The organism is Streptomyces lasalocidi (assembly GCF_005280215.1).
Classification (GTDB): domain Bacteria; phylum Actinomycetota; class Actinomycetes; order Streptomycetales; family Streptomycetaceae; genus Streptomyces; species Streptomyces longwoodensis.
Window position 1 is genome coordinate 115,977 of the sequence record NZ_SZNQ01000001.1, and the last position, 22,673, is coordinate 138,649.

Below are 22,673 nucleotides of genomic sequence, written 5' to 3' on the forward strand. Positions count from 1 at the left end.
CGGGCCCCGAACGCGGCTGTATCGAGACTCCAGCCGCGGTCCTTACGTTCGGGAAAAAGGCGTCACCGGACCGGCTCGGCGACGGGGCGCGGCGCGCGGCGACACCGGCGCGGAAGCCGCCCCATGAAGGAGATGTGTGTGATGGTCCACCCCTGCCCCAGACATCCCTTGCGTGAGAGCGGCCGTGGTGCCGGATCCGTTGTGTGTGCCGCGTGCGTGGGTGAGGCGGAGCGTTGTCTGCGCTCGCTGCCGGCCCTGTACCAGGAGTGCCTGCACCAGGTGTCTCCGGGGCGGCGGCGGACCAACCCCACCCGGGTGTCCGGCAGCCGCAACCGGGACCAGGTGAACCTGTCGGTGCTGGATGTGCGGCTGCGCTCGCGTGCGGTGCTGCAGGCGTGGGCGGACGTCGTCGCGGAGGGGCTCGGGGTGAGTGCGCCGGCCCGTTCGGTGCCGCAGCTCGCGCGGTTCCTCGCGGGGCACCTGGCGTGGCTGGCCGCGCAGCCCCCGGCCGGCGACTTCGCCGAGGAGATGCAGGAGCTGGTCACGGAGTTGAGCGCGCTGCTCGACCCCGAGCCCGCCGCGCTGCACACGCTGCACCTGGCGTGCGTGGTGGAGGGCTGTGCGGGCACGATCAGCGCCGCGCCGAAGGCCACCGCGGGGCCGGGCACCTCCCGGCTGGAGTGCACGGCGGGGCATTCCTGGCCGGCGCAGGAGTGGCTGGCGCTCAGGCCGCTGATGACACGGCAGCGAAAGGATGTCACCGCATGACGAAACCGCCGCGCCACCGGCTCGTTCCCACCCGGGTGGCCGCTCTGGCCGTGGGGGTGTCCGAGGCGACGATCCGCAAGTGGGTGAGCCGCGGGAAGATCACCCGTTACGGGGCGCCGAACTGCCGCTCGGAATTCGACATCGAGGAACTCCAGGAGATCGCGCTGCGGCGCCGCAGCGAAGCCCCCTGACGCACCATCAAGCTTTTTCGTGGGGGAAGGCGCCCGGGTGCGCGTCCCGCACGGACCGGCCCCACCCGGTTCTTCCCGCCCCGGCTTTCCGCCCCGGCTTTCCGTCCGGTTCTTCCCGATCGAGTTTTCCCGCCCGGATGTCCCGTGCGTGGGCGCCGGCCTGTGCCCGGCGCCGGGCAACCGCCGTCCGGCGGCGACCTTTTCGCGACAATGACAAGAGGAGTGAGTGCGTTGACGCCACCGACCTCAGTGGAGGGGGTTCCGCAGAACCGCCGGGCCCGCTCGGTGGGCATCGGTCGCGCCCACGCCAAGGCCATCCTGCTGGGCGAGCACGCGGTCGTGTACGGCGCCGCGGCGCTGGCGCTGCCGGTTCCGCAGCTGACGGCCACGGCGAGTGCCGGCTGGTCCTCCCCGGGCCGCGGCGCGGACGGCGGGCTGTCGTTCACCATGACCGGTTCCGCCTCGCGGGCGGTGGTGACGCTGGCCTCCGACGGGCTGCGCAGGCTGGCCGCGGCGTTCACCGAGCGCATGGGGGTCACCGGCGGGGCGCACCTGGACGTGATCCTGGACGGGGCCATCCCGCCCGGGCGGGGGCTGGGTTCGTCCGCGGCGAGCTCACGGGCGATCGTGTTCGCGCTGGCGGACCTGTTCGGTGTCGAGCTGTCCGAGGCGGCGGCGTTCGAGCTGGTGCAGACGGCGGAGAACATGACGCACGGCCGGGCCAGCGGCGTGGACGCCGTCGCGGTCGGCGCGTCGGGGCCGCTGCGCTTCCAGGCGGGCCGCGCCAGCGAGCTCGAGGTGGGCGGCGAGGGGCTGTTCATCATCGCCGACAGCGGCACCGCCGGCAGCACCAAGGAGGCGGTCGAGCTGCTGCGGGAGTCCTTCACCCGCGAGGCGGGCGCCCAGCAGGAGTTCCTGGCGCGGGCCGCCCGCCTGGTCGACGAGGGCCAGGACGCGCTCGCCGAGGGCGCGCTGGAGGAGCTGGGGTCGGCCCTGGACCGCTATCACGAGCTGATGCGCGCGGTGGGGCTGAGCACCGGCCGCATCGACGCGATGGTCGAGGCCGCGCGCGGCGCGGGCAGCCTCGGCGCCAAGATCACCGGGGGTGGGCTGGGCGGCTGCGTCCTGGCCCTCACCCAGCCGGAGCAGGCCGGGCGGGTCGCCCGGCACCTGCACGACGCCGGCGCCGTCCAGACGTGGGTCGTACCGTTGAGGAGGCATGCCGGGCATGCGCACTGAACCTCTCGCGCGGTCGCGGGCGCAGGCGGCGGCGGGGGACGCCACCGCCGTCGCGCACCCGAACATCGCGCTCATCAAGTACTGGGGCAAGAGCGACGAGCGCCTGGTGCTGCCGCGCACCGACAGCCTGTCGATGACGCTGGACATCTTCCCCACCACCACCCGGGTGCGGCTGGACCCGCACGCCGGCGAGGACTCCGTCACCCTGGGCGGCCGGCCGGCCACCGGTGAGGCGGCCCGGCGCATCACCGCCTTCCTGGACCTGGTGCGCGAGCGCAGCGGGCGCGGTGAGCGGGCCGTGGTGGACAGCGAGAACACCGTGCCCACCGGCGCGGGACTGGCCTCCTCGGCCAGCGGGTTCGCCGCGCTCGCGCTGGCCGCGGCCGCCGCCTACGGGCTGGAGGGTGATGCCAGGGCGCTGTCGCGGCTGGCGCGGCGCGGCTCGGGTTCGGCGTCGCGGTCCGTGTTCGGCGGCTTCGTGCTCTGGCACGCCGGGCAGGCGTCGGCCGACGAGGAGCAGGCCGACTCGAGCTCCTACGCCGAGCCGGTGGCCGCGCCCGGGGTGGACCCGGCGCTGGTCATCGCGGTCGTCAACGCCGGGCCCAAGGCGGTCTCCAGCCGTGAGGCGATGCGCCGCACGGTGGACACCTCTCCGCTGTACGAGCCGTGGGCCGCCTCCAGCCGGGCCGACCTGGTCGAGATGCGTGCGGCGCTGGGGCGCGGCGACCTGGCGGCGGTCGGGGAGATCGCCGAGCGCAACGCCCTGGGCATGCACGCCACGATGCTCGCGGCGCGCCCCGCCGTCAGGTACATGGCGCCCGCTTCGCTGACCGTGCTGGACGCGGTGCTGCAGCTGCGCCAGGAGGGGGTGGCGGCCTACGTGACGATGGACGCCGGCCCCAACGTGAAGGTGCTGTGTCCGCGCGCGCAGGCGCAGCGGGTGGCGCGGGCGGTGGCCGAGGCCGCCCCGGACAGTGCGGTGCACATCGCTGCTCCGGGCCCCGGCGCCCGCCTCACCGACGGGGACGGGCGATGAACCAGGCGCGCACGGTGGTGCGGCACGCGCCGGGCAAGCTGTACGTGGCGGGCGAGTACGCGGTGGTCGAGCCCGGCAACCGGGCCGTGCTGGTGGCGGTCGACCGCCATGTCACCGTGGCGGTCACCGCGGTGGAGCGCCCGGGTGTCGTCATCGCCTCCGACCTGCTCCCCCGCCCCGAGCACTACACGTTCGACGGGGGCCGGCTGGGCGGGGGTGCGGGGGGTGTCCCGCACGTGGTCGCCGCGATCGAGACGGTGGCCGCGCTGCTGGCCGACCGGGGCCTTGAGGTGCCGGGGCTGGAGGTGTCGGTCACCAGCACGCTGCACGAGGCGGGCACCAAGTACGGGCTGGGCTCCAGCGGCGCGGTGACCGTGGCGGCCGTCGCGGCCGTCGCCGCCGCTTGCGGGCTGGACCTGGGGGCGGCGCAGCGGCTGCGGCTGGCGCTGCTGGCGAGCGCCCGCATCGACGCCGGCGGCTCCGGCGGTGACCTGGCGGCCAGCACCTACGGCGGCTGGATCGCCTACCGGGCGCCGGACCGGGCGTTCGTCGCGGACCTGGCCCGCCGCCGCGGCGTACAGGCCGCCCTGGAGGCCGACTGGCCCGGGCTTCAGGTGCGGCGGCTGCCGGCGCCGCGCGCGCTGTCGCTGCACGTCGGCTGGAGCGGCAGCCCCGCCTCGACGACGTCGCTGGTGGCCGCCCTGCACCGCAAGGCCTGGCGCGGCACGCCCTCGCACCAGAAGTTCCTCGCCGCCAGCGCCGACTTCGTCACCGCCGCGATCGACGCGCTCGAGGCCGGCGACGACGGGAGCCTGCTGGAGCAGATCCGCCGCTCGCGCCAGGAGCTGGCCCGCCTGGACGACGAGGTGGGCCTGGGCATCTTCACGCCCGCGCTGACGGCGCTGTGCGACGCCGCCGAGAGCGCCGGCGGCGCGGCCAAGCCCTCGGGTGCCGGCGGCGGCGACTGCGGCATCGCCCTGCTGGACGTCGGCGCCGCACACCATCTCGCCCACGTACACCAGCGGTGGGCCGCGGCCGGGGTGCTGCCCCTGCCCGTGGCGGCCGCGCCGGAAGGGAACCGACCATGAGCAGTGCCCAGCGCAAGGACGACCACGTCCGCCTGGCGATGGAGCAGCAGCACGCGCACAGCGGACGCAACCAGTTCGACGAGGTGTCCTTCGTCCACCACGCCCTGGCCGGCATCGACCGCCCGCAGGTGTCGCTGGCCACCGAGTTCGCCGGCATCACCTGGCCGGTGCCGCTGTACATCAACGCGATGACCGGCGGCAGCGCGATGACCGGCCGCATCAACCGCGACCTGGCCACAGCCGCCCGCGAGAGCGGGGTGGCCATCGCCTCGGGCTCGATGCACGCCTACTTCAAGGACCCCGCTTGCGCGGACACCTTCCGGGTGCTGCGCGAGGAGAACCCGCACGGGTTCGTGATGGCGAACGTCAACGCCACCGCCCGTGTCGACGACGCCCGCCGCGCGGTGGACCTGCTGCAGGCGAACGCCCTGCAGATCCACCTGAACACGGCGCAGGAGACGCCGATGCCCGAGGGCGACCGCTCCTTCGGGTCGTGGCCGGCGCAGATCGAGCGGATCGCGGCGGGCGTCGGGGTGCCCGTCATCGTCAAGGAGGTCGGCAACGGGCTGAGCCGGCAGACGCTGCTGGCCCTGCCCGCCCTGGGGGTCGCGGCCGCCGACGTCAGCGGCCGCGGCGGCACCGACTTCGCCCGCATCGAGAACGGCCGGCGCGAGCACGCCGACTACGCCTACCTGCACGACTGGGGCCAGTCCACGGCCGCCTGCCTGCTGGACGCGCAGGACGTCGCGCTGCCCGTGCTGGCCTCGGGCGGGGTGCGCCACCCGCTGGACGTGGCCCGCGCGCTGGCCCTGGGCGCCCGCGCCGTGGGCTCCTCCGGCGGTTTCCTGCGCACCCTGCTGGACGAGGGCGTCGACGCGCTGATCGCGAAGATCGGCTCCTGGCTCGACCAGCTGGCCGCCCTGCAGACGATGCTCGGCGCGCGCACCCCGGCCGACCTGACCCGCTGCGACGTCCTGGTGAGCGGCGAGCTGCGCGCCTTCTGCGCCGACCGGGGCATCGACACGCGGCACCTGGCGCAGCGTTCCACCTCCATCGAAGCCCTTAACGAGTTGACGGGAAGCACACGATGACCGAAGCACACGCGATCGCCGGGGTCCCCATGCGGTGGGTGGGCCCGCTGCGCATCTCCGGCAACGTCGCCCGGACCGAGACGCAGGTGCCGCTGGCCACCTACGAAAGCCCGCTGTGGCCGTCGGTGGGCCGCGGCGCGAAGGTCTCCCGCCTGACCGACGAGGGCATCGTGGCCACCCTGGTCGACGAGCGGATGACCCGCTCGGTCCTCATCGAGGCGACCGACGCGGCCACCGCGCTCGCGGCCGCCCGCACGATCGAGGCACGCATCGAGGAACTGCGCGAGGTGGTGCGCGGCTGCAGCCGGTTCGCGCAGCTGATCGGGGTGCGCCACGAGATCAACGCCAACCTGCTGTTCGTGCGGTTCGAGTTCTCCACCGGTGACGCCTCCGGCCACAACATGGCCACCCTCGCCTCCGACCGGCTGCTGGCGCACCTGCTGCAGACCGTCCCGGGCATCTCCTACGGGTCGATCTCCGGCAACTACTGCACCGACAAGAAGGCCACCGCCATCAACGGCATCCTGGGCCGGGGCAAGAACGTGGTCGCCGAACTCCTCGTGCCGCGCGAGGTGGTCACCGACACCCTGCGCACCACCGCCGCCAAGGTCGTCGAGCTGAACATCCGCAAGAACCTCCTGGGCACCCTGCTGGCCGGCGGGATCCGCTCGGCCAACGCCCACTACGCCAACATGCTGCTGGCGTTCTACCTGGCCACCGGGCAGGACGCGGCCAACATCGTCGAAGGCTCCCAGGGCGTGGTCATGGCCGAGGACCGCGACGGCGACCTGTACTTCGCCTGCACCCTGCCCAACCTGATCGTCGGCACGGTCGGCAACGGCAAGGGACTGGGCTTCGTCGAGACGAACCTGACCCGGCTGGGCTGCCGGGCGGACGCCGCCCCCGGCGACAACGCCCGCCGCCTGGCCGTCCTGGCGGCGGCCACCGTGCTGTGCGGGGAGCTGTCCCTGCTGGCGGCACAGACCAATCCCGGCGAACTCATGCGCGCGCACGTGCAGCTCGAACGCGAGAACAAGACCGCGAAGGTTGGTGTATGAGCCATGTCCCTGTCCATCGGAATCCACGACCTGTCGTTCGCGACCGGTGAGTTCGTCCTGCCGCACACGGCGCTCGCCGCGCACAACGGCACCGAGATCGGCAAGTACCACCTGGGCATCGGCCAGGAGTCGATGAGCGTGCCGGCCGCCGACGAGGACATCGTCACCCTGGGCGCGACGGCCGCCGCCCCCATCATCGCCCGGCACGGCGCCGAGCGGATCCGCACGGTCGTCTTCGCCACCGAGTCCTCCATCGACCAGGCCAAGTCGGCGGGCGTGTACGTGCATTCGCTGCTGGGCCTGCCCTCCGCGACGCGGGTGGTGGAGCTCAAGCAGGCCTGCTACGGGGCGACCGCCGCCCTGCAGTTCGCCATCGGCCTGGTCCAGCGCGACCCCGCCCAGCAGGTCCTGGTGGTGGCCAGTGACGTGTCCAAGTACGAGCTGGACAGCCCCGGCGAGGCCACCCAGGGCGCGGCCGCGGTGGCCATGCTGGTCGGCGTCGACCCGGCGCTGGTGCGCATCGAGGACCCCTCCGGGCTGTTCACCGCCGACGTCATGGACTTCTGGCGGCCCAACTACCGCGAGGCGGCCCTGGTCGACGGCCACGAGTCGATCGGCGCCTACCTCCAGGCGGTGGAGGGCACCTGGAAGGACTACACCGAGCAGGGCGGGCGCACCCTGGAGGAGTTCGCCGCGTTCTGCTACCACCAGCCGTTCACGAAGATGGCCTACAAGGCCCACCGCCACCTGCTCAACTACTGCGGGTACGACACCGACGAGGCGGTCATCGCCCGCGCGCTGGGCCACACCACCGCCTACAACCGGGTGATCGGCAACAGCTACACCGCGTCGGTGTACCTGGGGCTGGCCGCGCTGCTGGACCGCTCCGAGGACCTGACGGGCCGGCCGCTGGCGTTCCTCAGCTACGGCTCGGGGTCGGTGGCGGAGTTCTTCGCCGGGACCGTGGTGGCCGGCTACCGCGAGCACCTGCGCACCGACGCCAACCGGCAGGCCATCGACAGGCGCACCGAGGTCGACTACGCGCGCTACCGCGACCTGCACGAGTGGCGTTTTCCCACCGACGGCGGCGACCACGCCACCCCCGAGCAGACCACCGGCCCGTTCCGGCTGGCCGGCATCAGCGGCCACAAGCGCCTCTACCAGGCCCGCTGAGCCCCACCCGTCCGTGCCGGGCCCCACCAGCCGCCGGCGGCACACCCCCTCCTCCCTGTGCCGGGGAGGAGGTGTGCCGCCGGCCACGGGTCCGGCCCCCAGCCATCCACCGACCAATGTGAGGGGAGGGCAGCCGCATGGCCCACAGCACGATCCGCGCCCCCGGCAGCCCCATGCAGGACATCAGGATCCTCGGCACGGGCGCCTACGTGCCCGAGCGGATCGTCTCCAACGACGAGGTCGGCGCGCCGGCCGGCGTCGACGACGCCTGGATCACCCGCAAGACCGCCATCCGCGAGCGGCGCTGGGCCGAGCCCGGGCAGGCCACCTCCGACCTGGCCACCGCCGCGGCGCGGGCCGCGCTGCGCTCGGCGGGCATCACCGCCGAGCAGCTGTCGGTGATCGCGGTCGCCACCTCCACCCCGGACCGGCCGCAGCCGCCCACCGCCGCCTACGTCCAGCACCACCTGGGCGCCTCCGGCACGGCCGCCTTCGACGTCAACGCCGTCTGCTCGGGCACCGTGTTCGCGCTGTCCGCGGTCGGCTCCACCCTGCTGCGCCGCGGCGGGCACGCCCTGGTCATCGGCGCGGACGTCTACTCGCGCATCCTGGACCCCGCCGACCGCCGCACCGTGGTGCTCTTCGGCGACGGAGCCGGCGCGATGGTGCTGGGCCCCACCAGCCGCGGCCCGCTGGTGCGGCACGTCGCCCTGCACACCTTCGGGGAACTGTCCGGCCTGATCCAGGTGCCCGCCGGCGGCAGCCGCCTGCCCGCCGACACCGGCACGCTGGACGCCGGGCTGCAGTACTTCGCCATGCAGGGCCGCGAGGTGCGCCGCTTCGTCGTGGAACAACTGCCGCAGCTGGTCAAGGACTTCCTGCACGAAGCCGGCGTGGAGGCCGCCGACATCGACCACTTCGTGCCCCACCAGGCCAACGGCGTGATGCTGGACGAGGTCTTCCCCCACCTGGGGATGGAACACGCCCGCATGCACCAGACCCTCGCCCGCTACGGCAACACCGGCGCCGCCTCCATCCCCATCACCCTGGACGAGGCCGCCCGCCGGGGCGCCTTCGCACCGGGCGAGCTCATCCTGCTGGCCGGGTTCGGCGGTGGCATGGCGGCGAGCTTCGCGCTCCTGCAGTGGTGAACGCGCCCCACCCCGCCCCGTTACCGGCCGCCGCAGGCCGCCCGGCCCGCACCGCGCGGGCCGGCACCGGCCGGCCCGGCGCCGCGGCCTCCTTCGTACGGTTCGTGGTGCTGGGCGGCACGGTCGGCCTGGCGGCGAGCGCCGCCGTCACCGCGCTCGCCACGCTCGTGCCGTGGGCCCTGGCCAACGCCGCGGTCACCATCGCCTCGACCGCCGCGGCCACCGAACTGCACGCCCGGTTCACCTTCGCCGGCACCCGCAGCACCTGGCGCCAGCAGATGCAGAGCGCCGGCTCCGCGGTGGCCGCCTACGCCGTCACCAGCGCCGCGATGGCCGCCCTGCACGCCTGCGTGAGCGCGCCCGGGGTGCTCCTCGCCCAGGGCGTGTACCTGTCGGCGGCCGCGCTCGCCGGCCTCGGGCGGTTCCTGGTGCTGCGCCTGGTGGTGTTCGCCGCCGACCGCACCCCTCCCCCCACCACGCCCCCCGCCCCGGCCGCCCCCGCCGGACCTGCCGGCCCTGCCGCGCCTGCCGGGCCTGTCACTTCTGCCGCTTCTGCCGCCTCTGCCGAAAGGCCGACGACCCATGTCCCTCGCCCTCGACGAAGCCGCCCAGGACCTCCTCTTCCGTGAGGCCCGCACCGCCCACACCTTCACCGACGAGCCCGTCACCGACGAGCAGGTCCGCACCGTGTACGACCTGGTCAAGTACGCCCCGACCGCGTTCAACCAGTGCCCGCTGCGCATCACCCTGGTCCGCTCCGCCCAGGCCCGCGCCCGCCTGGTGCGGCACATGGCACCGGGCAACCGGGCCAAGACCGCCGCCGCCCCGCTGGTGGCGGTGCTCAGCGCGGACAACGAGTTCCACGAGGAACTCCCCCGCCTCTTGCCCCACTTCCCCCAGGCCAAGGACCTCATCTACGCCGAGCGGCCGGTGCGCGAGGCCTCCGCGCTGCTCAACACCGCCCTGCAGGTGGCCTACTTCATCATCGGCGTGCGCGCCGCGGGCCTGGCCGCCGGCCCGATGAGCGGCTTCGACGCCGCCGCCGTGCGCAAGGAGTTCCTCGACGACGACCACACCCCGCTGGTCGTCCTCGCCCTCGGCCGGCCCGGCCCGGACGCCTTCCGCGCCCGCGGCCCGCGCCTGGACGCCGACGAGGTCATCACCACCGTGTGACCCCGCGGCCGGCGGGCACCCACACCCGCCGGCCCCTCCCCTTCCCCCCGTCCGCGCGCCGCGTCCGGCCCGTCCGGGGCCTCAGCCGTCGCCGGGGGTGTGGCGGGGGCTGTAGTACGCCGGCCACAGCTCGCTCGCCAGCAGCCGCTCGGTGCGGCTGAGCGGCACGTCCTCACACAGCCGCTCGGGGTGGGCGGGCGGCGGCCCGCCCGCGCCCGGCGCCAGGTCCGCGCGGGCCAGCAGCACCAGCGGATCGTGCACGGACGCGGCCGGCGCGGCGTACAGCAGTGCCTCCAGGCAGGCCGTCGGCCCGACACAGGTGGCGCCGTAGGCCACCAGCGACCGCCACAGCTCGCGCAGCCAGCGCTCCGCCCTGGTGCGCCCCCGGTACGCCGGCACGGCGCGGGGCGGGGGTTGCGCGCCGGTCTCCCGCTGCCGGTCGCGCTGTTCGTCTCGTTCCATCGGTGGGCCCTCCCCTCGAAGCGGCCCGGCCCGGGACGGTGCCCGGGCCGGGCGGGTCAGTCGATGCCGCGTACGACATGCGGCTCCCAGGTGTCGTCCTCGTCGACACCGGCGAGCCTGAGCGGCGGGATGCGCGACACGGCGGGGGCCGGGAGGTCCTGGTAGAGCCGTGCCTCGCGCCGGCCGCCGTCTTCCGGGATGTCGTACACGGTGTCCTCCTGGGGTCAGTAGCGGTAGTGGTCCGGTTTGTACGGGCCCTCGACGTCGACGCCGATGTAGGCGGCCTGCTCCGGGCGCAGGGTGGTGAGCTTCACGCCGAGTGCGTCCAGGTGCAGGCGGGCGACCTTCTCGTCCAGGTGCTTGGGCAGCGTGTACACACCCACCGGGTAGGCGCCGGGCTTGGTGAACAGCTCGATCTGCGCCAGCGTCTGGTCGGCGAAGGAGTTCGACATCACGAACGAGGGGTGGCCGGTGGCGTTGCCCAGGTTCAGCAGACGGCCCTCGGACAGCACGATGATCTTCTTGCCGTCCGGGAACGTCCAGGTGTGCACCTGCGGCTTGACCTCGTCCTTGACGATGCCCTCGATCTTCGCCAGGCCGGCCATGTCGATCTCGTTGTCGAAGTGGCCGATGTTGCCCACGATCGCCTGGTGCTTCATCCGCGCCATGTCCGAGGCCAGGATGATGTCCTTGTTGCCGGTGGTCGTGATGAAGATGTCGGCCGTCTCCACCACGTCCTCGAGCGTGGTGACCTGGTAGCCGTCCATCGCCGCCTGCAGCGCGCAGATCGGGTCGATCTCCGTGATGATCACCCGGGCGCCCTGCCCGCGCAGCGACTCCGCGCAGCCCTTGCCGACGTCGCCGTACCCGCACACCACGGCCGTCTTGCCGCCGATCAGCGTGTCCGTGGCCCGGTTGATGCCGTCGATCAGCGAGTGCCGGCAGCCGTACTTGTTGTCGAACTTCGACTTCGTCACCGCGTCATTGACGTTGATCGCCGGGAACAGCAGCACCCCGTCACGCTGCATCTCGTACAGGCGGTGCACGCCCGTCGTGGTCTCCTCGGTCACGCCGCGGATCTCGGAGGCCACCTGGGTCCAGTCGAGGGTGCTGCGCTCGAGCAGGGCGCGGATGACGGCCAGTTCCTCGTTGTCGGCGGCGGGCAGCCGGCCGCTCTTGTGGTAGTCGACGCCCTGGTGGACCAGCAGGGTGGCGTCGCCGCCGTCGTCGAGGATCATGTTGGGGCCGCTGTGGCCGGGCCAGGTCAGGGCCTGCTCGGTGCACCACCAGTACTCTTCGAGGGTTTCGCCCTTCCAGGCGAAGACGGGCACGCCGCGGGGGTTGTCGGGTGTGCCGTCGGGGCCGACGGCGATGGCGGCGGCGGCGTGGTCCTGGGTGGAGAAGATGTTGCAGGACGCCCAGCGGACCTCGGCGCCGAGGGCGACCAGGGTCTCGATGAGGACGGCGGTCTGCACCGTCATGTGCAGGGAGCCGGTGATCCGGGCGCCGGCCAGCGGCCGGGCGGCGGCGTACTCGGTGCGGATCGCCATCAGGCCGGGCATCTCGTGCTCGGCGAGGGTGATCTCCTTGCGGCCGAACTCGGCCAGGGAGAGGTCCGCGACGCGGAAGTCGGTGGCGTCAGCGGTGGGCTGCGAGGGCATGCGGTGCTCTCCTTGGGTCCGGTACACGGGAGTGGGGCGCCGGGGCGGCCGGCGCGGGGGTGAGGGAGTCAAGGACGGCGCGGTGGATCTCCAGGGTCGCCGTCGAGCGGTTGAGGGTGATGTAGTGCAGGCCCGGGGCGCCCTCGGCGAGCAGCCGGTGGGCCATGGCGGTGGCGTACTCCACGCCGATGCGGTGGCCTTCGCCGGGCCGGTCGCGGGCGGCTTCCAGGCGGTGGGCGAGTGCTTCGGGGAAGGCGGCCCCGCTGAGCTGGGCGAAGCGGGCGATCTGGCGTACGTCGGTGGCGGGCATGATCTCGGGGATGATCGGGGTGTCGCAGCCGGCGGCCGCGACCCGGTCGCGCAGGCGCAGGTAGTCCTCGACGTGGAAGAACATCTGGGTGATGGCGTAGTCGGCGCCGGCCTTGCACTTGGCGACGAAGTGGCGGATGTCGCTGTCCCAGTCGGGTGAGCGCGGGTGGCGTTCGGGGAAGGCGGCGACGCCGACGGTGAACTGTCCGGACTCCTTGACCAGACGGACCAGTTCGTGGGCGTGGGTGAAGCCCTCGGGGTGGGGGACCCAGGGGCCGGCGGGGTCGCCGGGCGGGTCGCCGCGCAGCACCAGCACGTCGCGCACGCCGGCGTCGGCGTACTGGCCGATGATGTGGCGCAGTTCGGCCACCGAGTGCCCGACGGCGGTCAGGTGGGCGACGGGCCGCAGCGTCGTCTCGGTCACCAGGCGTTTGGTGACGTCGACGGTGCGCTCGCGGGAGGAGCCGCCGGCGCCGTAGGTGACGGACACGAAGTCGGGTGCGAGGGGTTCGATCCGGCGGATCGCGTCCCACAGGGTGCGCTCGCCCTTGGCGGTCCTGGGCGGGAAGAACTCGAAGGAGAAGGTCGTCATGGGCGGCCTTTCGCGTTGAAGTAGCCGGCCGCGGGGTGGTGGACGACGATGGCGTCGGTGGACTGCTCGGGGTGCAGCTGGAATTCCTCGGAGAGGTTCACGCCGATGCGTTCGGGCTGCAGCAGGGCGGCGATCTTGGCGCGGTCGGCCAGGTCGGGGCAGGCGGGGTAGCCCAGTGAGTAGCGGCAGCCCTGGTACTCGGTGCGCAGCATGCCGCCCAGGTGGGCGGGGTCGGCGCCGGTGATGTTCAGTTCGGCGCGCACGCGGGCGTGCCAGTACTCGGCGAGGGCTTCGGCGAGCTGGACGGACAGGCCGTGCAGTTCGAGGTAGTCGCGGTAGGCGTCGGCGGCGAAGAGCCTGGCGGTCTCCTCGCCGATGCGGGAGCCGACGGTGACCACCTGCAGGGCGACGACGTCCGTCTCCCCGGATTCCTCGGGGCGGAAGAAGTCGGCCAGGCACAGCCGCCGGCCGCGGGCCTGGCGGGGGAAGGTGAAGCGGGTGGTCTCGCTGCCGTGCTCGTCCAGGAGGATCAGGTCGTCGTCCTTGGACACGCAGCGGAAGTAGCCGTGGACGACGCCGGCCTGAAGGAGGTTGTCGGTCTGCAGGCGCTCCAGCCAGCCGCGCAGGCGGGGCCGGCCCTCGCTTGCGACGAGTTCCTCGTAGGTGGGTCCGTCGCCGGTGCGGGCCTGCTTCAGTCCCCACTGGCCCTTGAACAGGGCGTCCTCGTCGAGCCAGGAGGCGTACTCCTTGAGCGCGATGCCCTTGCTGACGCGGGTGCCGAAGAACGGCGGGACGGGCACGGGGTTGTCCGTGGCCACGTCGGAGCGGCCCTGCGGGGCGGGCTCGTCGACGGTCAGGGCGCGGGCGGCCGCTTTGACGCGGCGCTGCTTGAGCTCGGGCAGTTTCGCGCCGGGCACCCCGCGCTTGACGGCCATGAGGGCGTCCATCAGGCGCAGGCCCTCGAAGGCGTCGCGGGCGTAGCGGACTTCGCCCTGGTAGATCTCGTGCAGGTCCTGCTCGACGTAGGCGCGGGTCAGGGCGGCGCCGCCGAGGATGACGGGGTAGGTGGCGGCCAGTCCGCGGGCGTTGAGCTCCTCGAGGTTCTCCTTCATGATCACCGTGGACTTGACCAGGAGCCCGGACATGCCGATGACGTCGGCCCGGTGCTCCTCGGCGGCTTCCAGGATCGCGGAGACGGGCTGCTTGATGCCGAGGTTGACGACGGTGTAGCCGTTGTTGGACAGGATGATGTCGACGAGGTTCTTGCCGATGTCGTGGACGTCGCCGCGCACGGTCGCCAGCACGATGGTGCCCTTGCCGCTCTCCCCCTCGGTCTTTTCCATGTGGGGTTCGAGGTGGGCGACCGCGCTCTTCATGACTTCCGCGGACTGCAGCACGAAGGGCAGCTGCATCTGTCCGGAGCCGAACAGCTCACCGACGACCTTCATCCCGTCCAGGAGCGTGTCGTTGACGATGTCCAGTGCGGGCCGCTCCCGCAGGGCCTCGTCGAGGTCGGCCTCCAGGCCGTTGCGCTCGCCGTCGATGATGCGCCGCTTGAGCCGCTCGTGAAGCGGCAGCGCGGCCAGTTCCTCGGCCCGGCCCGCCTTCAGCGACTTCGCGGTCGCACCCTCGAACAGCTGCATGAGCTTTTGCAGCGGGTCGTAGCCCTCGCTGCGCCGGTCGTGGATCAGGTCGAGCGCCGTGCGGACTTCCTCCTCGCTGAAGCGGGCGATCGGGAGGATCTTCGACGCGTGGACGATCGCGGAGTCCAGGCCGGCCTTGACGCACTCGTCGAGGAAGACGGAGTTGAGCAGGATGCGCGCGGCCGGGTTCAGGCCGAAGGAGATGTTGGACAGGCCGAGCGTGGTCTGCACCTCGGGGTGGCGGCGCTTGAGTTCACGGATCGCCTCGATCGTCGCGATGCCGTCCTTGCGGGACTCCTCCTGGCCGGTGCAGATGGTGAAGGTCAGGGTGTCGATGAGGATGTCCGACTCCCGGATGCCCCAGGTGCCGGTCAGGTCGGCGATGAGCCGCTCGGCGATCGCGACCTTCTTCTCGGGGGTGCGGGCTTGGCCCTCCTCGTCGATGGTCAGCGCGATCAGCGCCGCCCCGTGCTCCTTCGCCAGCTGCGTGACCTTCACGAACCGCGACTGGGGCCCGTCGCCGTCCTCGTAGTTGACGGAGTTGATCACCGCGCGGCCGCCGAGCTTCTCCAGACCCGCCCGCAGGACCTCGACCTCGGTGGAGTCCAGCACGACCGGCAGCGTGGAGGCCGTCGCCAGGCGTCCGGCCAGCTCCCGCATGTCCGCGACCCCGTCCCGCCCGACGTAGTCGACGCACAGGTCGAGCATGTGCGCGCCCTCGCGGATCTGCTCACGGGCGATCTCCACACAGTCGTCCCAGCGGCCCGCGAGCATCGCCTCACGGAACTTCTTCGAACCGTTGGCGTTGGTGCGCTCCCCGATCGCCAGGTAGGAGGTGTCCTGACGGAACGGCACGGACTGGTAGAGGGAGGCGGCGCCGGGTTCGGGCTGGGGGGTGCGGGGGGTGGGGGTGAGGTGGCGGACGCGGTCGACGACCTGGCGCAGGTGCTCGGGGGTGGTGCCGCAGCAGCCGCCGACCAGGCCGACGCCGAAGTCGCGGACGAAGTCCTCGTGGGCGCTCGCCAGTTCCTCCGCGGACAGGGGGTAGTGGGCGCCGTCGGCGCCCAGCACCGGCAGTCCGGCGTTGGGCATGCACGACAGGCCCAGGCGGGCGTGGCGGGCCAGGTAGCGCAGGTGCTCGCTCATCTCGGCGGGCCCGGTGGCGCAGTTCAGGCCGATCATGTCGATGCCCAGCGGCTCCAGCGCGGTCAGGGCCGCGCCGATCTCGGAGCCGAGCAGCATGGTGCCGGTGGTCTCCACCGTCACCGACACGATCAGCGGCAGGTCGGTGCCGGCGGCGTGAAGGGCGCGGCGGGCGCCCAGGACGGCGGCCTTGGTCTGCAGCAGGTCCTGGGTGGTCTCGACGATGAGGGCGTCGGCGCCGCCGGTGATCAGGCCTTCGGCGTTGGCCTGGTAGGCGTCGCGCAGGGTGGTGTAGGGGGCGTGGCCGAGGGTGGGCAGTTTGGTGCCGGGGCCCATCGAGCCCAGCACCCAGCGCGGGCGGCCGTCGCCGGCGGTGAAGGCGTCGGCGCTCTCGCGGGCCACCCGGGCGCCGGCTTCGGACAGTTCGGTGATGCGCCCGGGGATGTCGTACTCGCTGAGCGCGGCGTGGTTGGCGCCGAAGGTGTTGGTCTCCACGCAGTCGACCCCGGCGGCGAAGTACGCCTCGTGCACCGAGCGCACGATGTCGGGGCGGGTGACGTTGAGGATCTCGTTGCAGCCCTCGAGCTGCTGGAAGTCGGCCAGCGTGGGCTCCTGGGCCTGGAGCATGGTGCCCATCGCCCCGTCGGCGACGACCACGCGGGTGGTGAGTGCCTCGCGCAGGGCCTGGACGCGGGCGGGGTCGTGGGCGCTCATGCGGTCTCTCCCAGGACGGGGGCGAGCGGGCCGGCCGCACCGGGGCCGTAGGCCTGCTCGACGAGGGCGGACAGGTGCGCGGCGTCGACGGTGTGGGACTGCGAGCCCACCGCGGCGAGGGCGACGCCGGCCAGGGCGCAGCCCAGGCGGGCCGCGGCGAGGGTGGGCACGCGGTGGCTGACGGCGGCCAGGAACCCGGCGCGGAAGGCGTCGCCGACGCCGGTGGGGTCGACGACGTCCGCGGGCACGGCCGGGACGGTCAGGGCCGGCCGGCCGGCGCGTTCGATGCGCACGCCGTCGGCGCCCAGGGTGGTGACCCAGGTGCCGACCTGGTCGAGGACCTGCTGGTGGCTGAAGCCGGTGCGTTCGGCCAGCAGCGCGGCCTCGTAGGCGTTGGTGAACAGATAGGTGGCGCCCTGGACCAGGGCGCGGGTCTGCTCGCCGTCGAGGCGGGCCAGCTGCTGGGAGGGGTCGGCGGCGAACGGGATGCCCAGGGCGCGGCAGCGGGCGGTGTGGCGGAGCATCGCCTCGGGGTCGTCGGGTGAGACGAGGACCAGGTCGGGGCGGCCGGTGGCGGTGAACAGGGCGGCCAGGTCGATGTCGCGGGCCGTGGCCATCGCGCCGGCGTAGAACGCGGCGATCTGGTTGGCGTCCTGGTCGGTGATGCACAGGAAGCGGGCCGTCTGGCGCTGTGCGCACACCCTGACGCCGGCGGTGTCGACGCCGTGTTCCTTCAGCCACACCTCGTACTCGGCGAAGTCGGCGCCGACCGCGCCGACGAGCAGCGGTGACAGGCCCAGGCCGCCGAGCCCGAAGGCGATGTTGGCCGCGACGCCGCCCCGGCGCACCTCCAGGTCGTCGACGAGGAAGGACAGCGAGAGGTGGGCGAGCCGGTCGGGCAGCAGCTGGTCCGTGAACCGGCCGGGGAAGACCATCAGGTGGTCGGTGGCGATGGATCCTGTCACCGCGATGCGCACGAGAACTCCTTGAATCGCTTCGGTCACCGGCACGCGGGCCGGCCGCGCCCGGCCGCCCGGCAAAAAGGGGGGGTCAGTTGCCGCCCGCGGCCCTCTTCAGGGCGTCGGCGCGGTCGGTGCGCTCCCAGGTGAAGTCGGGCAGTTCGCGGCCGAAGTGGCCGTAGGCGGCGGTGGGGGCGTAGATCGGGCGCAGCAGGTCCAGGTCGCGGATGATCGCGGCCGGGCGCAGGTCGAACACCTCGCGGATGGCGTGCTCGATCCTCTCCACGGCGACCGTGTTCGTGCCGAAGGTCTCCACGAACAGGCCCACCGGGGCGGCCTTGCCGATGGCGTAGGCGACCTGGACCTCGCAGCGGGCGGCCAGGCCGGCGGCGACGACGTTCTTGGCGACCCAGCGCATCGCGTAGGCGGCGGAGCGGTCCACCTTGGAGGGGTCCTTGCCGGAGAAGGCGCCGCCGCCGTGGCGGGCCATGCCGCCGTAGGTGTCGATGATGATCTTGCGGCCGGTCAGGCCGGCGTCGCCCATCGGGCCGCCGATCTCGAAGCGGCCGGTGGGGTTGACCAGCAGGCGGTAGTCGTCCGTCTCCAGCTTGATGCCGTCCTCGGCGAGCTGGGCCAGGACGTGCTCGACGACCTCGGTGCGGATGTCGGGGGTGAGCAGCGATTCCAGGTCGATGTCGGCGGCGTGCTGGGAGGAGACCACCACGGTGTCCAGGCGGACCGCCTTGTCGCCGTCGTACTCGATGGTGACCTGCGTCTTGCCGTCCGGGCGCAGGTAGGGCACGGTGCCGTCCTTGCGGACCTGGGTCAGGCGGCGGGACAGGCGGTGGGCCAGCTCGATGGGCAGCGGCATCAGGTTCGGCGTCTCGTCGGTGGCGTAGCCGAACATCAGGCCCTGGTCGCCGGCGCCCTGGCGGTCCAGCGCGTCGTCCGGTCGGGGGTGCGGGTGCCCTCGACGCGGATCTCGTACCCGTTGTTCACCGCCGACCAGGGGTCGTCGGAGGCGGGGAAACCGAGGAAGACACCGGAGTTGTCGTCGCCGGCGGCCTTCCAGTCGAGCTTCAGGGAGTACGAGCCGGTGAACTCCTTGGCCGCGTACCAGAGCAGGCCCAGTCCGCCGTAGGAGGAGAGGCTGCCGTCGGTGAGGGTGAAGCCCCCGGGACCCGCCTGCCGCCAGCCGCTGGTGGAGGAGCCGTCGAACAGAGCGGTGTAGCCGTTCTCGGGGCGGCAGTCCGCCTCGGTCATGCCCGCGGCCCAGCGGATGCCACCCAGGAGGTGGCGCCGGAAGGCGGTGTCACCGTACGACTCCTCGGTGTGACCGCCCCCGGTGTAGAAGGCCCTGCCTCCCTGGTAGTCCTTGCACCAGGCGATCGGGTGGTCGCCGGACATGTTCCCGCCCGAGTAGCTCGACTCGTCGAGCAGGGCGCGGTCGTGGACGGTGGTGACCACCAGGCCGCCGGTGTCGTCGTGGTGGGCGAGCAGTCCCAGGGGCAGCACGGAGCGGGCGGGTACGGTGCCGGCGAACTCGGCGCGGATGCCGTGGGCGGCGAGGTCGTCGTGCAGGGCGTGCAGCGGGTGCGGGGGGTCCTCGAAGACGATGAGGGTGCCGGCCTGGGCGGCGGCGGTGGCGGCGGCGGTGGCGGCGGTGTCGGTGGTGTCGGGGTGGAGGAAGTCGCCGAAGACCCATTCGTAGGCGGCCATGTCCAGGGCGCGGTCGCGCAGGGTGCGCAGCAGGCGGGGCACGGTGTGGGCGGGGTCGACCTCGATGTGCACGGGCAGGGCGTTGCGCAGGGGTCCGGGCATGCGGTCGGCGCCGTCCAGGGGGATGCCGCGGCCGGGGACGCTGACCGCGAAGAACACCGGCGCGGGTCCGCCGGCGCCGCAGGCGCGGTAGATGAGCATGGCCCACACGGCCTGCAGCACGCTGCTCTCGGTGGTGCCCCAGCGGCCCGCCCAGTGGGCCAGGCGGCTGGTCTCGGCCGCGTCCAGGCGCAGCCGGGCGCGGCCGACGCCGCTCAGTCCGGTGGCGGGGGCCGGGCGGGCGGGCCGGCTGGCGGGAGGGGCGGGCGGTGTGGTGCGGGCGGTGAACTCCCGGCCGGCACCGCGGTCCTGGGCGGCGAGCCAGGCGCTGTAGTCGCGCAGGTCGGGGCGGCGTTCGCCGCCGGGCAGGGTGCCGCCGGCGAGGTAGGCGCGGTAGAACTCGCGCAGCAGCAGGTGTGCGCTCCAGGTGTCGATCAGGGCGCGGTGGTAGGTGAGCACGATGCGGGTGGGCAGGGAGGCGGCCGTGGGCCGGGCGGGTCCGGGTTCCAGCAGCATCAGGCGCAGTGCTCCGGGGCGGCGCAGGTCGAAGCCGCGCAGCCGGTCGCGTTCGAGGAGGGGGGACCAGTCGCCGGCGCGGTGGAGGCGGCGGGTGATCTCCACGGTGACGCGGCTGTGCACCATCAGCTGGGGGCGGGCGCCGCCCAGGAACGCGGTGCGCAGGACGCTCTCGTGGTCGAAGACCGACTGCCAGGCGGCGGTGAAGCGGTCGGTGTCCAGCGGGCCGTGCCAGACCCAGACGAGCTGTTCGACGTGGCGGCCGGTGCCGGGGCGGGCGTCCGCGCCGGTGAACAGGGCCGTCTGCTGGGGGGTGGGCGCGAACGCGGAGGGGATGGGCGCGCCGGCCGCCTGGGCCAGGTCCCGCAGCAGCTGGTGCAGCTGTTCGGCCAGGGCCGGTGGCGGGGTGGCGGTGACGGTCCGGGCCGCGTCGGGCAGCCAGTCCAGCTCCAGGCGCAGCCCCGAGCCGGTGAACCGGGCGCCGGCGTGCACCGGGTAGGGCGTGCGGCGGGGGGTGGCCACTCGGCGGGCGTGGTGGGGCAGCGGCTCGTGCGGGCCGTGCAGGGTCAGGCAGGCGGGGGCGGGGGGCAGGCTGCGCAGGGTGTCGCGCAGCAGCGGGTCGGGGCTCCACTCCCGGCAGGCGCCGAACCCGCCGCCGGCGGCGGGCCGGGCCTCCACCCCCGGCAGGCGCCGACCCCGCCGCCGGCGGCGGCCCGGCCCGCGGCGGCGGCCAGCGCGCCGGACGCGGCGGCGAGCCGGCCGAGCGGGTCCAGGCCGGGTTCCAGGCCGAGGTGGACGGGATACGCACCCGTCAGGCGGCCCACGTGGTGGCGCAGTTCGGGGTGGCCGGTGCGGGGGTCGGTGACGACGTCGAGGCTGACCTCGTCGCGTTCCTGCCAGTGGGCCAGGGCCAGCGCGAACACCCCGGTGAGCAGCTGCTCGGCACTGAGCCCGAGCCGCGGGGCGAGCACCCGGGTGAGACGGTCGGTGTCGTCCGGGCCGAGGGTGAAGCCGGTGCGCCGGGCGGGGGCGGGCGCGGTGGTGAGGCCGGTCCCGGTGGCGGGGCCGGGCGCGGAGGCGGGGCCTGGCGCGGTGGCGGGACCGGTCTCGGCGGTGAGGCCGGGCGCGGTGGCGGGGCCTGCCTCGGTGGCGGGGTCGGTCGTGGGCCGGCCGGTGCCGGCCGCGTGGGACCTGCTCTCGGCGACCTGCGCCCAGTGGCGGGCCTCGGCCGGGTCACGCGCCAGCTCCCGCAGTACGGCGACCCAGCCGGCCGGGGTGCCGGGTGCGCGCCATGCCGGTGACGGGCCTGCGGGTGCGGGTGCGGGGGCAGCCGGAGCCGAGGCGGAGTGCGGGGTCGGAGCCGGGCTCGGAGCTGAGGCACCGTCAGGGCTGTGTGTAGGGGCCTGGGTTGGGTCCGGGGTGAGGGCCGGGTGCGCATCCGCTGCCGTGGCCGGCTCCGGGGCCGAGGCCGAGGCCGCGGTCGCGGTCGCGGTCGTGGTCGTGGTCGTGGGCGAGTCCGGGACCCGGTCCGGGGTGGCGGCCGAAGCCGGGGCTGCGGCCGGGCCCTGGGCGGTGGTCGTGGCGAGGGCGGTGGTCAGGTCGTCGAGCAGGGTGCGCCAGGACGCTGCGTCGACGGCGAGTTCGTGGGCGACCAGGACGAGCCGGTCGGTGCCCGGTCCGTCCGGCCGGCGGTCCCTGGCGAGCAGGGCCCGCAGGTGCACGCCGCGGCGGGGATCGAGGGTGTACCCCACGGCGGCGACGGCCGCGGTGAAGCCGGCCTCGTCGGTGAACTCCCCCACGACCAGGTCCTCCTGGCCGTCGTGGGGGTCCTGCGCCCCGGGGCGTGCGGGTGCGGCCTGTCCGGTGAGGCGTCCGCCGGCCAGGTCCAGGGGCCACCGCAGCTGGGGGTGGGCGGCCAGCACGGCGCGCAGCGCCTCGCGCACCGTCCGCGGCTGCGGCGCGGTGGCGGGTTCGAGGTACACCGCTTCGTAGCGGCCGCTCCTGGTGGGCGGGAGCACCGCGTACTGGGCGGGGGTGAGCGGGTGGCCGGTCGGGGGTGTCCGGGTGAGCAGGTCGGCGAGGCGGCCCGGCACGGTCGCGGCGGGGGTGTCCTGGGCGGGGGTGAGGCGCAGGGTGTGGTGCTCGGGGGTGTGGCGTACCAGGTGGTGGTGCCAGCGGGCCGGGTCCGGGGCCTGGGCGGCGGTCAGGGCGTGTTCGAGTGCGGCCGGCTCCAGCGGGCCGTGCACCTGGCAGGTCCAGGTGCCCGGGTGCGGGCCGGGTGCGGGCTCGAGGACCACGCGGATCGCCTCGTGCGAGGGGAGAGCAGTCATCTGGGGTTCGGGGACGCGCGGGCGGGCGCGGGGTCCCCTTCTCTCCTCTCCGGGGGCGGGGCGGGCGGGTCGTACGGCGGGCGGGGTTCAGGGGCGTGCCGGGGTGGCGGGCCGCGGGGCGGGGCGGGCCGTCACCGGGGCGTGCCGGGAGTGCGGGCAGGGGGCCGCCGGGCGCGGCCCCCTAGAGGAGGGTGGCCGGGGGCGGGCCCGGGTCCTGCGCTGCGCACTGGCGTACATGGTCTCTCCTGCCCGGCGTCGTGCGGTGAGAGGGGCGGTCATCACCACGCTAGGTGCCGGGCGCGCGCGGGGTCCGGTTTCCCAAGCGGCTGTGGAGCGGAGCCCAAGCGGGACCCGAGCACCCCCGCCCCCGCGCACACCGAACCCGCGCACCCGGGCACGCCGACACCCGCCCCGCCCGGCACCCGGCACCCGCCCCGCTCGGTGTCCGATGCCCGGGCAGCGGAAGCGGCCGGCGGCGGCCGGCCTTGAGGGCGGGACGGCCGGACGGCGCCCGCAGCCGGGAGGGGGCGGCTACGGGCGCAGTCCGGCCCGGCGGAA

Annotated in this window: 20 protein-coding genes; 11 read left to right on the forward strand and 9 right to left on the reverse strand. The window is 74.1% G+C overall.

From position 1 onward, the window contains the following. Nucleotides 1-216: 216 nt before the first annotated feature. The 11 genes from E4U91_RS00500 to E4U91_RS00550 all read left to right on the forward strand — a co-directional run bounded on the left by E4U91_RS00500 (nt 217) and on the right by E4U91_RS00550 (nt 9,968). Nucleotides 217-768 (forward strand): hypothetical protein, encoded by a 552-nt coding sequence (locus E4U91_RS00500; protein ID WP_241678443.1) that lies wholly within the window; start codon nt 217-219, stop codon nt 766-768. Continuing rightward, the gene (locus tag E4U91_RS00505; RefSeq protein WP_137304675.1) at nt 765-959 is read left to right on the forward strand and encodes a MerR family transcriptional regulator; all 195 of its coding nucleotides are present in this window, start codon (nt 765-767) and stop codon (nt 957-959) included. Before E4U91_RS00500 ends, E4U91_RS00505 begins: the two co-directional genes overlap by 4 nt. 231 nt (nt 960-1,190) lie before the next feature. Then, nucleotides 1,191-2,198 (forward strand): mevalonate kinase, encoded by a 1,008-nt coding sequence (mvk, locus tag E4U91_RS00510; protein WP_241678444.1) that lies wholly within the window; start codon nt 1,191-1,193, stop codon nt 2,196-2,198. Further along, nucleotides 2,188-3,234, forward strand: a complete 1,047-nt coding sequence (gene mvaD, locus E4U91_RS00515; protein WP_137304677.1) for a diphosphomevalonate decarboxylase — start codon at nt 2,188-2,190, stop codon at nt 3,232-3,234. Before mvk ends, mvaD begins: the two co-directional genes overlap by 11 nt. Beyond that, nucleotides 3,231-4,322: a phosphomevalonate kinase gene (locus E4U91_RS00520; protein ID WP_137304678.1), complete on the forward strand. Its 1,092-nt coding sequence runs from the start codon at nt 3,231-3,233 to the stop codon at nt 4,320-4,322. The genes mvaD and E4U91_RS00520 overlap by 4 nt, the downstream gene beginning before the upstream one ends. Further along, a complete protein-coding gene (gene fni, locus E4U91_RS00525; protein ID WP_137304679.1) occupies nt 4,319-5,413 on the forward strand; it encodes a type 2 isopentenyl-diphosphate Delta-isomerase in 1,095 nt (364 codons plus the stop codon). Before E4U91_RS00520 ends, fni begins: the two co-directional genes overlap by 4 nt. Further along, nucleotides 5,410-6,471, forward strand: a complete 1,062-nt coding sequence (locus E4U91_RS00530; RefSeq protein WP_137304680.1) for a hydroxymethylglutaryl-CoA reductase — start codon at nt 5,410-5,412, stop codon at nt 6,469-6,471. The genes fni and E4U91_RS00530 overlap by 4 nt, the downstream gene beginning before the upstream one ends. A 3-nt stretch (nt 6,472-6,474) precedes the next feature. Beyond that, a complete protein-coding gene (locus E4U91_RS00535) occupies nt 6,475-7,644 on the forward strand; it encodes a hydroxymethylglutaryl-CoA synthase (protein WP_137304681.1) in 1,170 nt (389 codons plus the stop codon). A gap of 137 nt (nt 7,645-7,781) precedes the next feature. Beyond that, the gene (locus E4U91_RS00540) at nt 7,782-8,795 is read left to right on the forward strand and encodes a 3-oxoacyl-ACP synthase III family protein (protein WP_371554083.1); all 1,014 of its coding nucleotides are present in this window, start codon (nt 7,782-7,784) and stop codon (nt 8,793-8,795) included. Continuing rightward, nucleotides 8,792-9,424, forward strand: a complete 633-nt coding sequence (locus tag E4U91_RS00545) for a GtrA domain-containing protein (protein WP_137304682.1) — start codon at nt 8,792-8,794, stop codon at nt 9,422-9,424. Before E4U91_RS00540 ends, E4U91_RS00545 begins: the two co-directional genes overlap by 4 nt. Further along, nucleotides 9,378-9,968: a malonic semialdehyde reductase gene (locus tag E4U91_RS00550; protein WP_137304683.1), complete on the forward strand. Its 591-nt coding sequence runs from the start codon at nt 9,378-9,380 to the stop codon at nt 9,966-9,968. Before E4U91_RS00545 ends, E4U91_RS00550 begins: the two co-directional genes overlap by 47 nt. An 81-nt stretch (nt 9,969-10,049) precedes the next feature. Here the strand turns inward: E4U91_RS00550 and E4U91_RS00555 are convergent, their stop codons facing one another. From E4U91_RS00555 to E4U91_RS39535, 9 genes are all read right to left on the reverse strand, one after another. Continuing rightward, a complete protein-coding gene (locus E4U91_RS00555; protein ID WP_137304684.1) occupies nt 10,050-10,430 on the reverse strand; it encodes a DUF6059 family protein in 381 nt (126 codons plus the stop codon). A 56-nt stretch (nt 10,431-10,486) separates the two neighbouring features. Continuing rightward, the gene (locus E4U91_RS37915) at nt 10,487-10,639 is read right to left on the reverse strand and encodes a hypothetical protein (RefSeq protein WP_168218039.1); all 153 of its coding nucleotides are present in this window, start codon (nt 10,637-10,639) and stop codon (nt 10,487-10,489) included. 15 nt (nt 10,640-10,654) lie between these two features. Next, nucleotides 10,655-12,091 (reverse strand): adenosylhomocysteinase, encoded by a 1,437-nt coding sequence (gene ahcY, locus E4U91_RS00560; protein ID WP_137304685.1) that lies wholly within the window; start codon nt 12,089-12,091, stop codon nt 10,655-10,657. Beyond that, a complete protein-coding gene (gene metF, locus E4U91_RS00565; RefSeq protein WP_137304686.1) occupies nt 12,069-12,992 on the reverse strand; it encodes a methylenetetrahydrofolate reductase [NAD(P)H] in 924 nt (307 codons plus the stop codon). The genes ahcY and metF overlap by 23 nt, the downstream gene beginning before the upstream one ends. After that, complete coding sequence (metH, locus tag E4U91_RS00570) at nt 12,989-16,492, reverse strand: methionine synthase (protein ID WP_137304687.1); 3,504 nt, start codon at nt 16,490-16,492, stop codon at nt 12,989-12,991. Before metH ends, metF begins: the two co-directional genes overlap by 4 nt. Continuing rightward, a complete protein-coding gene (locus E4U91_RS00575) occupies nt 16,489-17,469 on the reverse strand; it encodes a carbohydrate kinase family protein (RefSeq protein ID WP_137304688.1) in 981 nt (326 codons plus the stop codon). The genes metH and E4U91_RS00575 overlap by 4 nt, the downstream gene beginning before the upstream one ends. 73 nt (nt 17,470-17,542) lie before the next feature. Next, entirely contained in the window at nt 17,543-18,358 is an 816-nt protein-coding gene (gene metK, locus E4U91_RS00580) for a methionine adenosyltransferase (protein ID WP_422070883.1), read from the reverse strand. Continuing rightward, nucleotides 18,358-20,463 (reverse strand): condensation domain-containing protein, encoded by a 2,106-nt coding sequence (locus E4U91_RS00585; protein WP_137304689.1) that lies wholly within the window; start codon nt 20,461-20,463, stop codon nt 18,358-18,360. The genes metK and E4U91_RS00585 overlap by 1 nt, the downstream gene beginning before the upstream one ends. Further along, the gene (locus E4U91_RS39535; RefSeq protein ID WP_137304690.1) at nt 20,352-22,115 is read right to left on the reverse strand and encodes a hypothetical protein; all 1,764 of its coding nucleotides are present in this window, start codon (nt 22,113-22,115) and stop codon (nt 20,352-20,354) included. Before E4U91_RS39535 ends, E4U91_RS00585 begins: the two co-directional genes overlap by 112 nt. Between the last annotated feature and the right edge of the window lie 558 nt (nt 22,116-22,673).

Excerpts from the sequence above, each read along its gene's own strand:
- E4U91_RS00505 (WP_137304675.1), top strand. The coding sequence starts at position 765 with ATGACGAAACCGCCGCGCCACCGGCTCGTTCCCACCCGGGTGGCCGCT.
- mvaD (WP_137304677.1), top strand. The coding sequence starts at position 2,188 with ATGCGCACTGAACCTCTCGCGCGGTCGCGGGCGCAGGCGGCGGCGGGG.
- E4U91_RS00520 (WP_137304678.1), top strand. The coding sequence starts at position 3,231 with ATGAACCAGGCGCGCACGGTGGTGCGGCACGCGCCGGGCAAGCTGTAC.
- fni (WP_137304679.1), top strand. The coding sequence starts at position 4,319 with ATGAGCAGTGCCCAGCGCAAGGACGACCACGTCCGCCTGGCGATGGAG.
- E4U91_RS00530 (WP_137304680.1), top strand. The coding sequence starts at position 5,410 with ATGACCGAAGCACACGCGATCGCCGGGGTCCCCATGCGGTGGGTGGGC.
- E4U91_RS00535 (WP_137304681.1), top strand. The coding sequence starts at position 6,475 with ATGTCCCTGTCCATCGGAATCCACGACCTGTCGTTCGCGACCGGTGAG.
- E4U91_RS00540 (WP_371554083.1), top strand. The coding sequence starts at position 7,782 with ATGGCCCACAGCACGATCCGCGCCCCCGGCAGCCCCATGCAGGACATC.
- E4U91_RS00550 (WP_137304683.1), top strand. The coding sequence starts at position 9,378 with ATGTCCCTCGCCCTCGACGAAGCCGCCCAGGACCTCCTCTTCCGTGAG.
- E4U91_RS00555 (WP_137304684.1), bottom strand. The coding sequence starts at position 10,430 with ATGGAACGAGACGAACAGCGCGACCGGCAGCGGGAGACCGGCGCGCAA.
- ahcY (WP_137304685.1), bottom strand. The coding sequence starts at position 12,091 with ATGCCCTCGCAGCCCACCGCTGACGCCACCGACTTCCGCGTCGCGGAC.
- metF (WP_137304686.1), bottom strand. The coding sequence starts at position 12,992 with ATGACGACCTTCTCCTTCGAGTTCTTCCCGCCCAGGACCGCCAAGGGC.
- metH (WP_137304687.1), bottom strand. The coding sequence starts at position 16,492 with ATGAGCGCCCACGACCCCGCCCGCGTCCAGGCCCTGCGCGAGGCACTC.
- metK (WP_422070883.1), bottom strand. The coding sequence starts at position 18,358 with ATGTTCGGCTACGCCACCGACGAGACGCCGAACCTGATGCCGCTGCCC.
- E4U91_RS39535 (WP_137304690.1), bottom strand. The coding sequence starts at position 22,115 with ATGACTGCTCTCCCCTCGCACGAGGCGATCCGCGTGGTCCTCGAGCCC.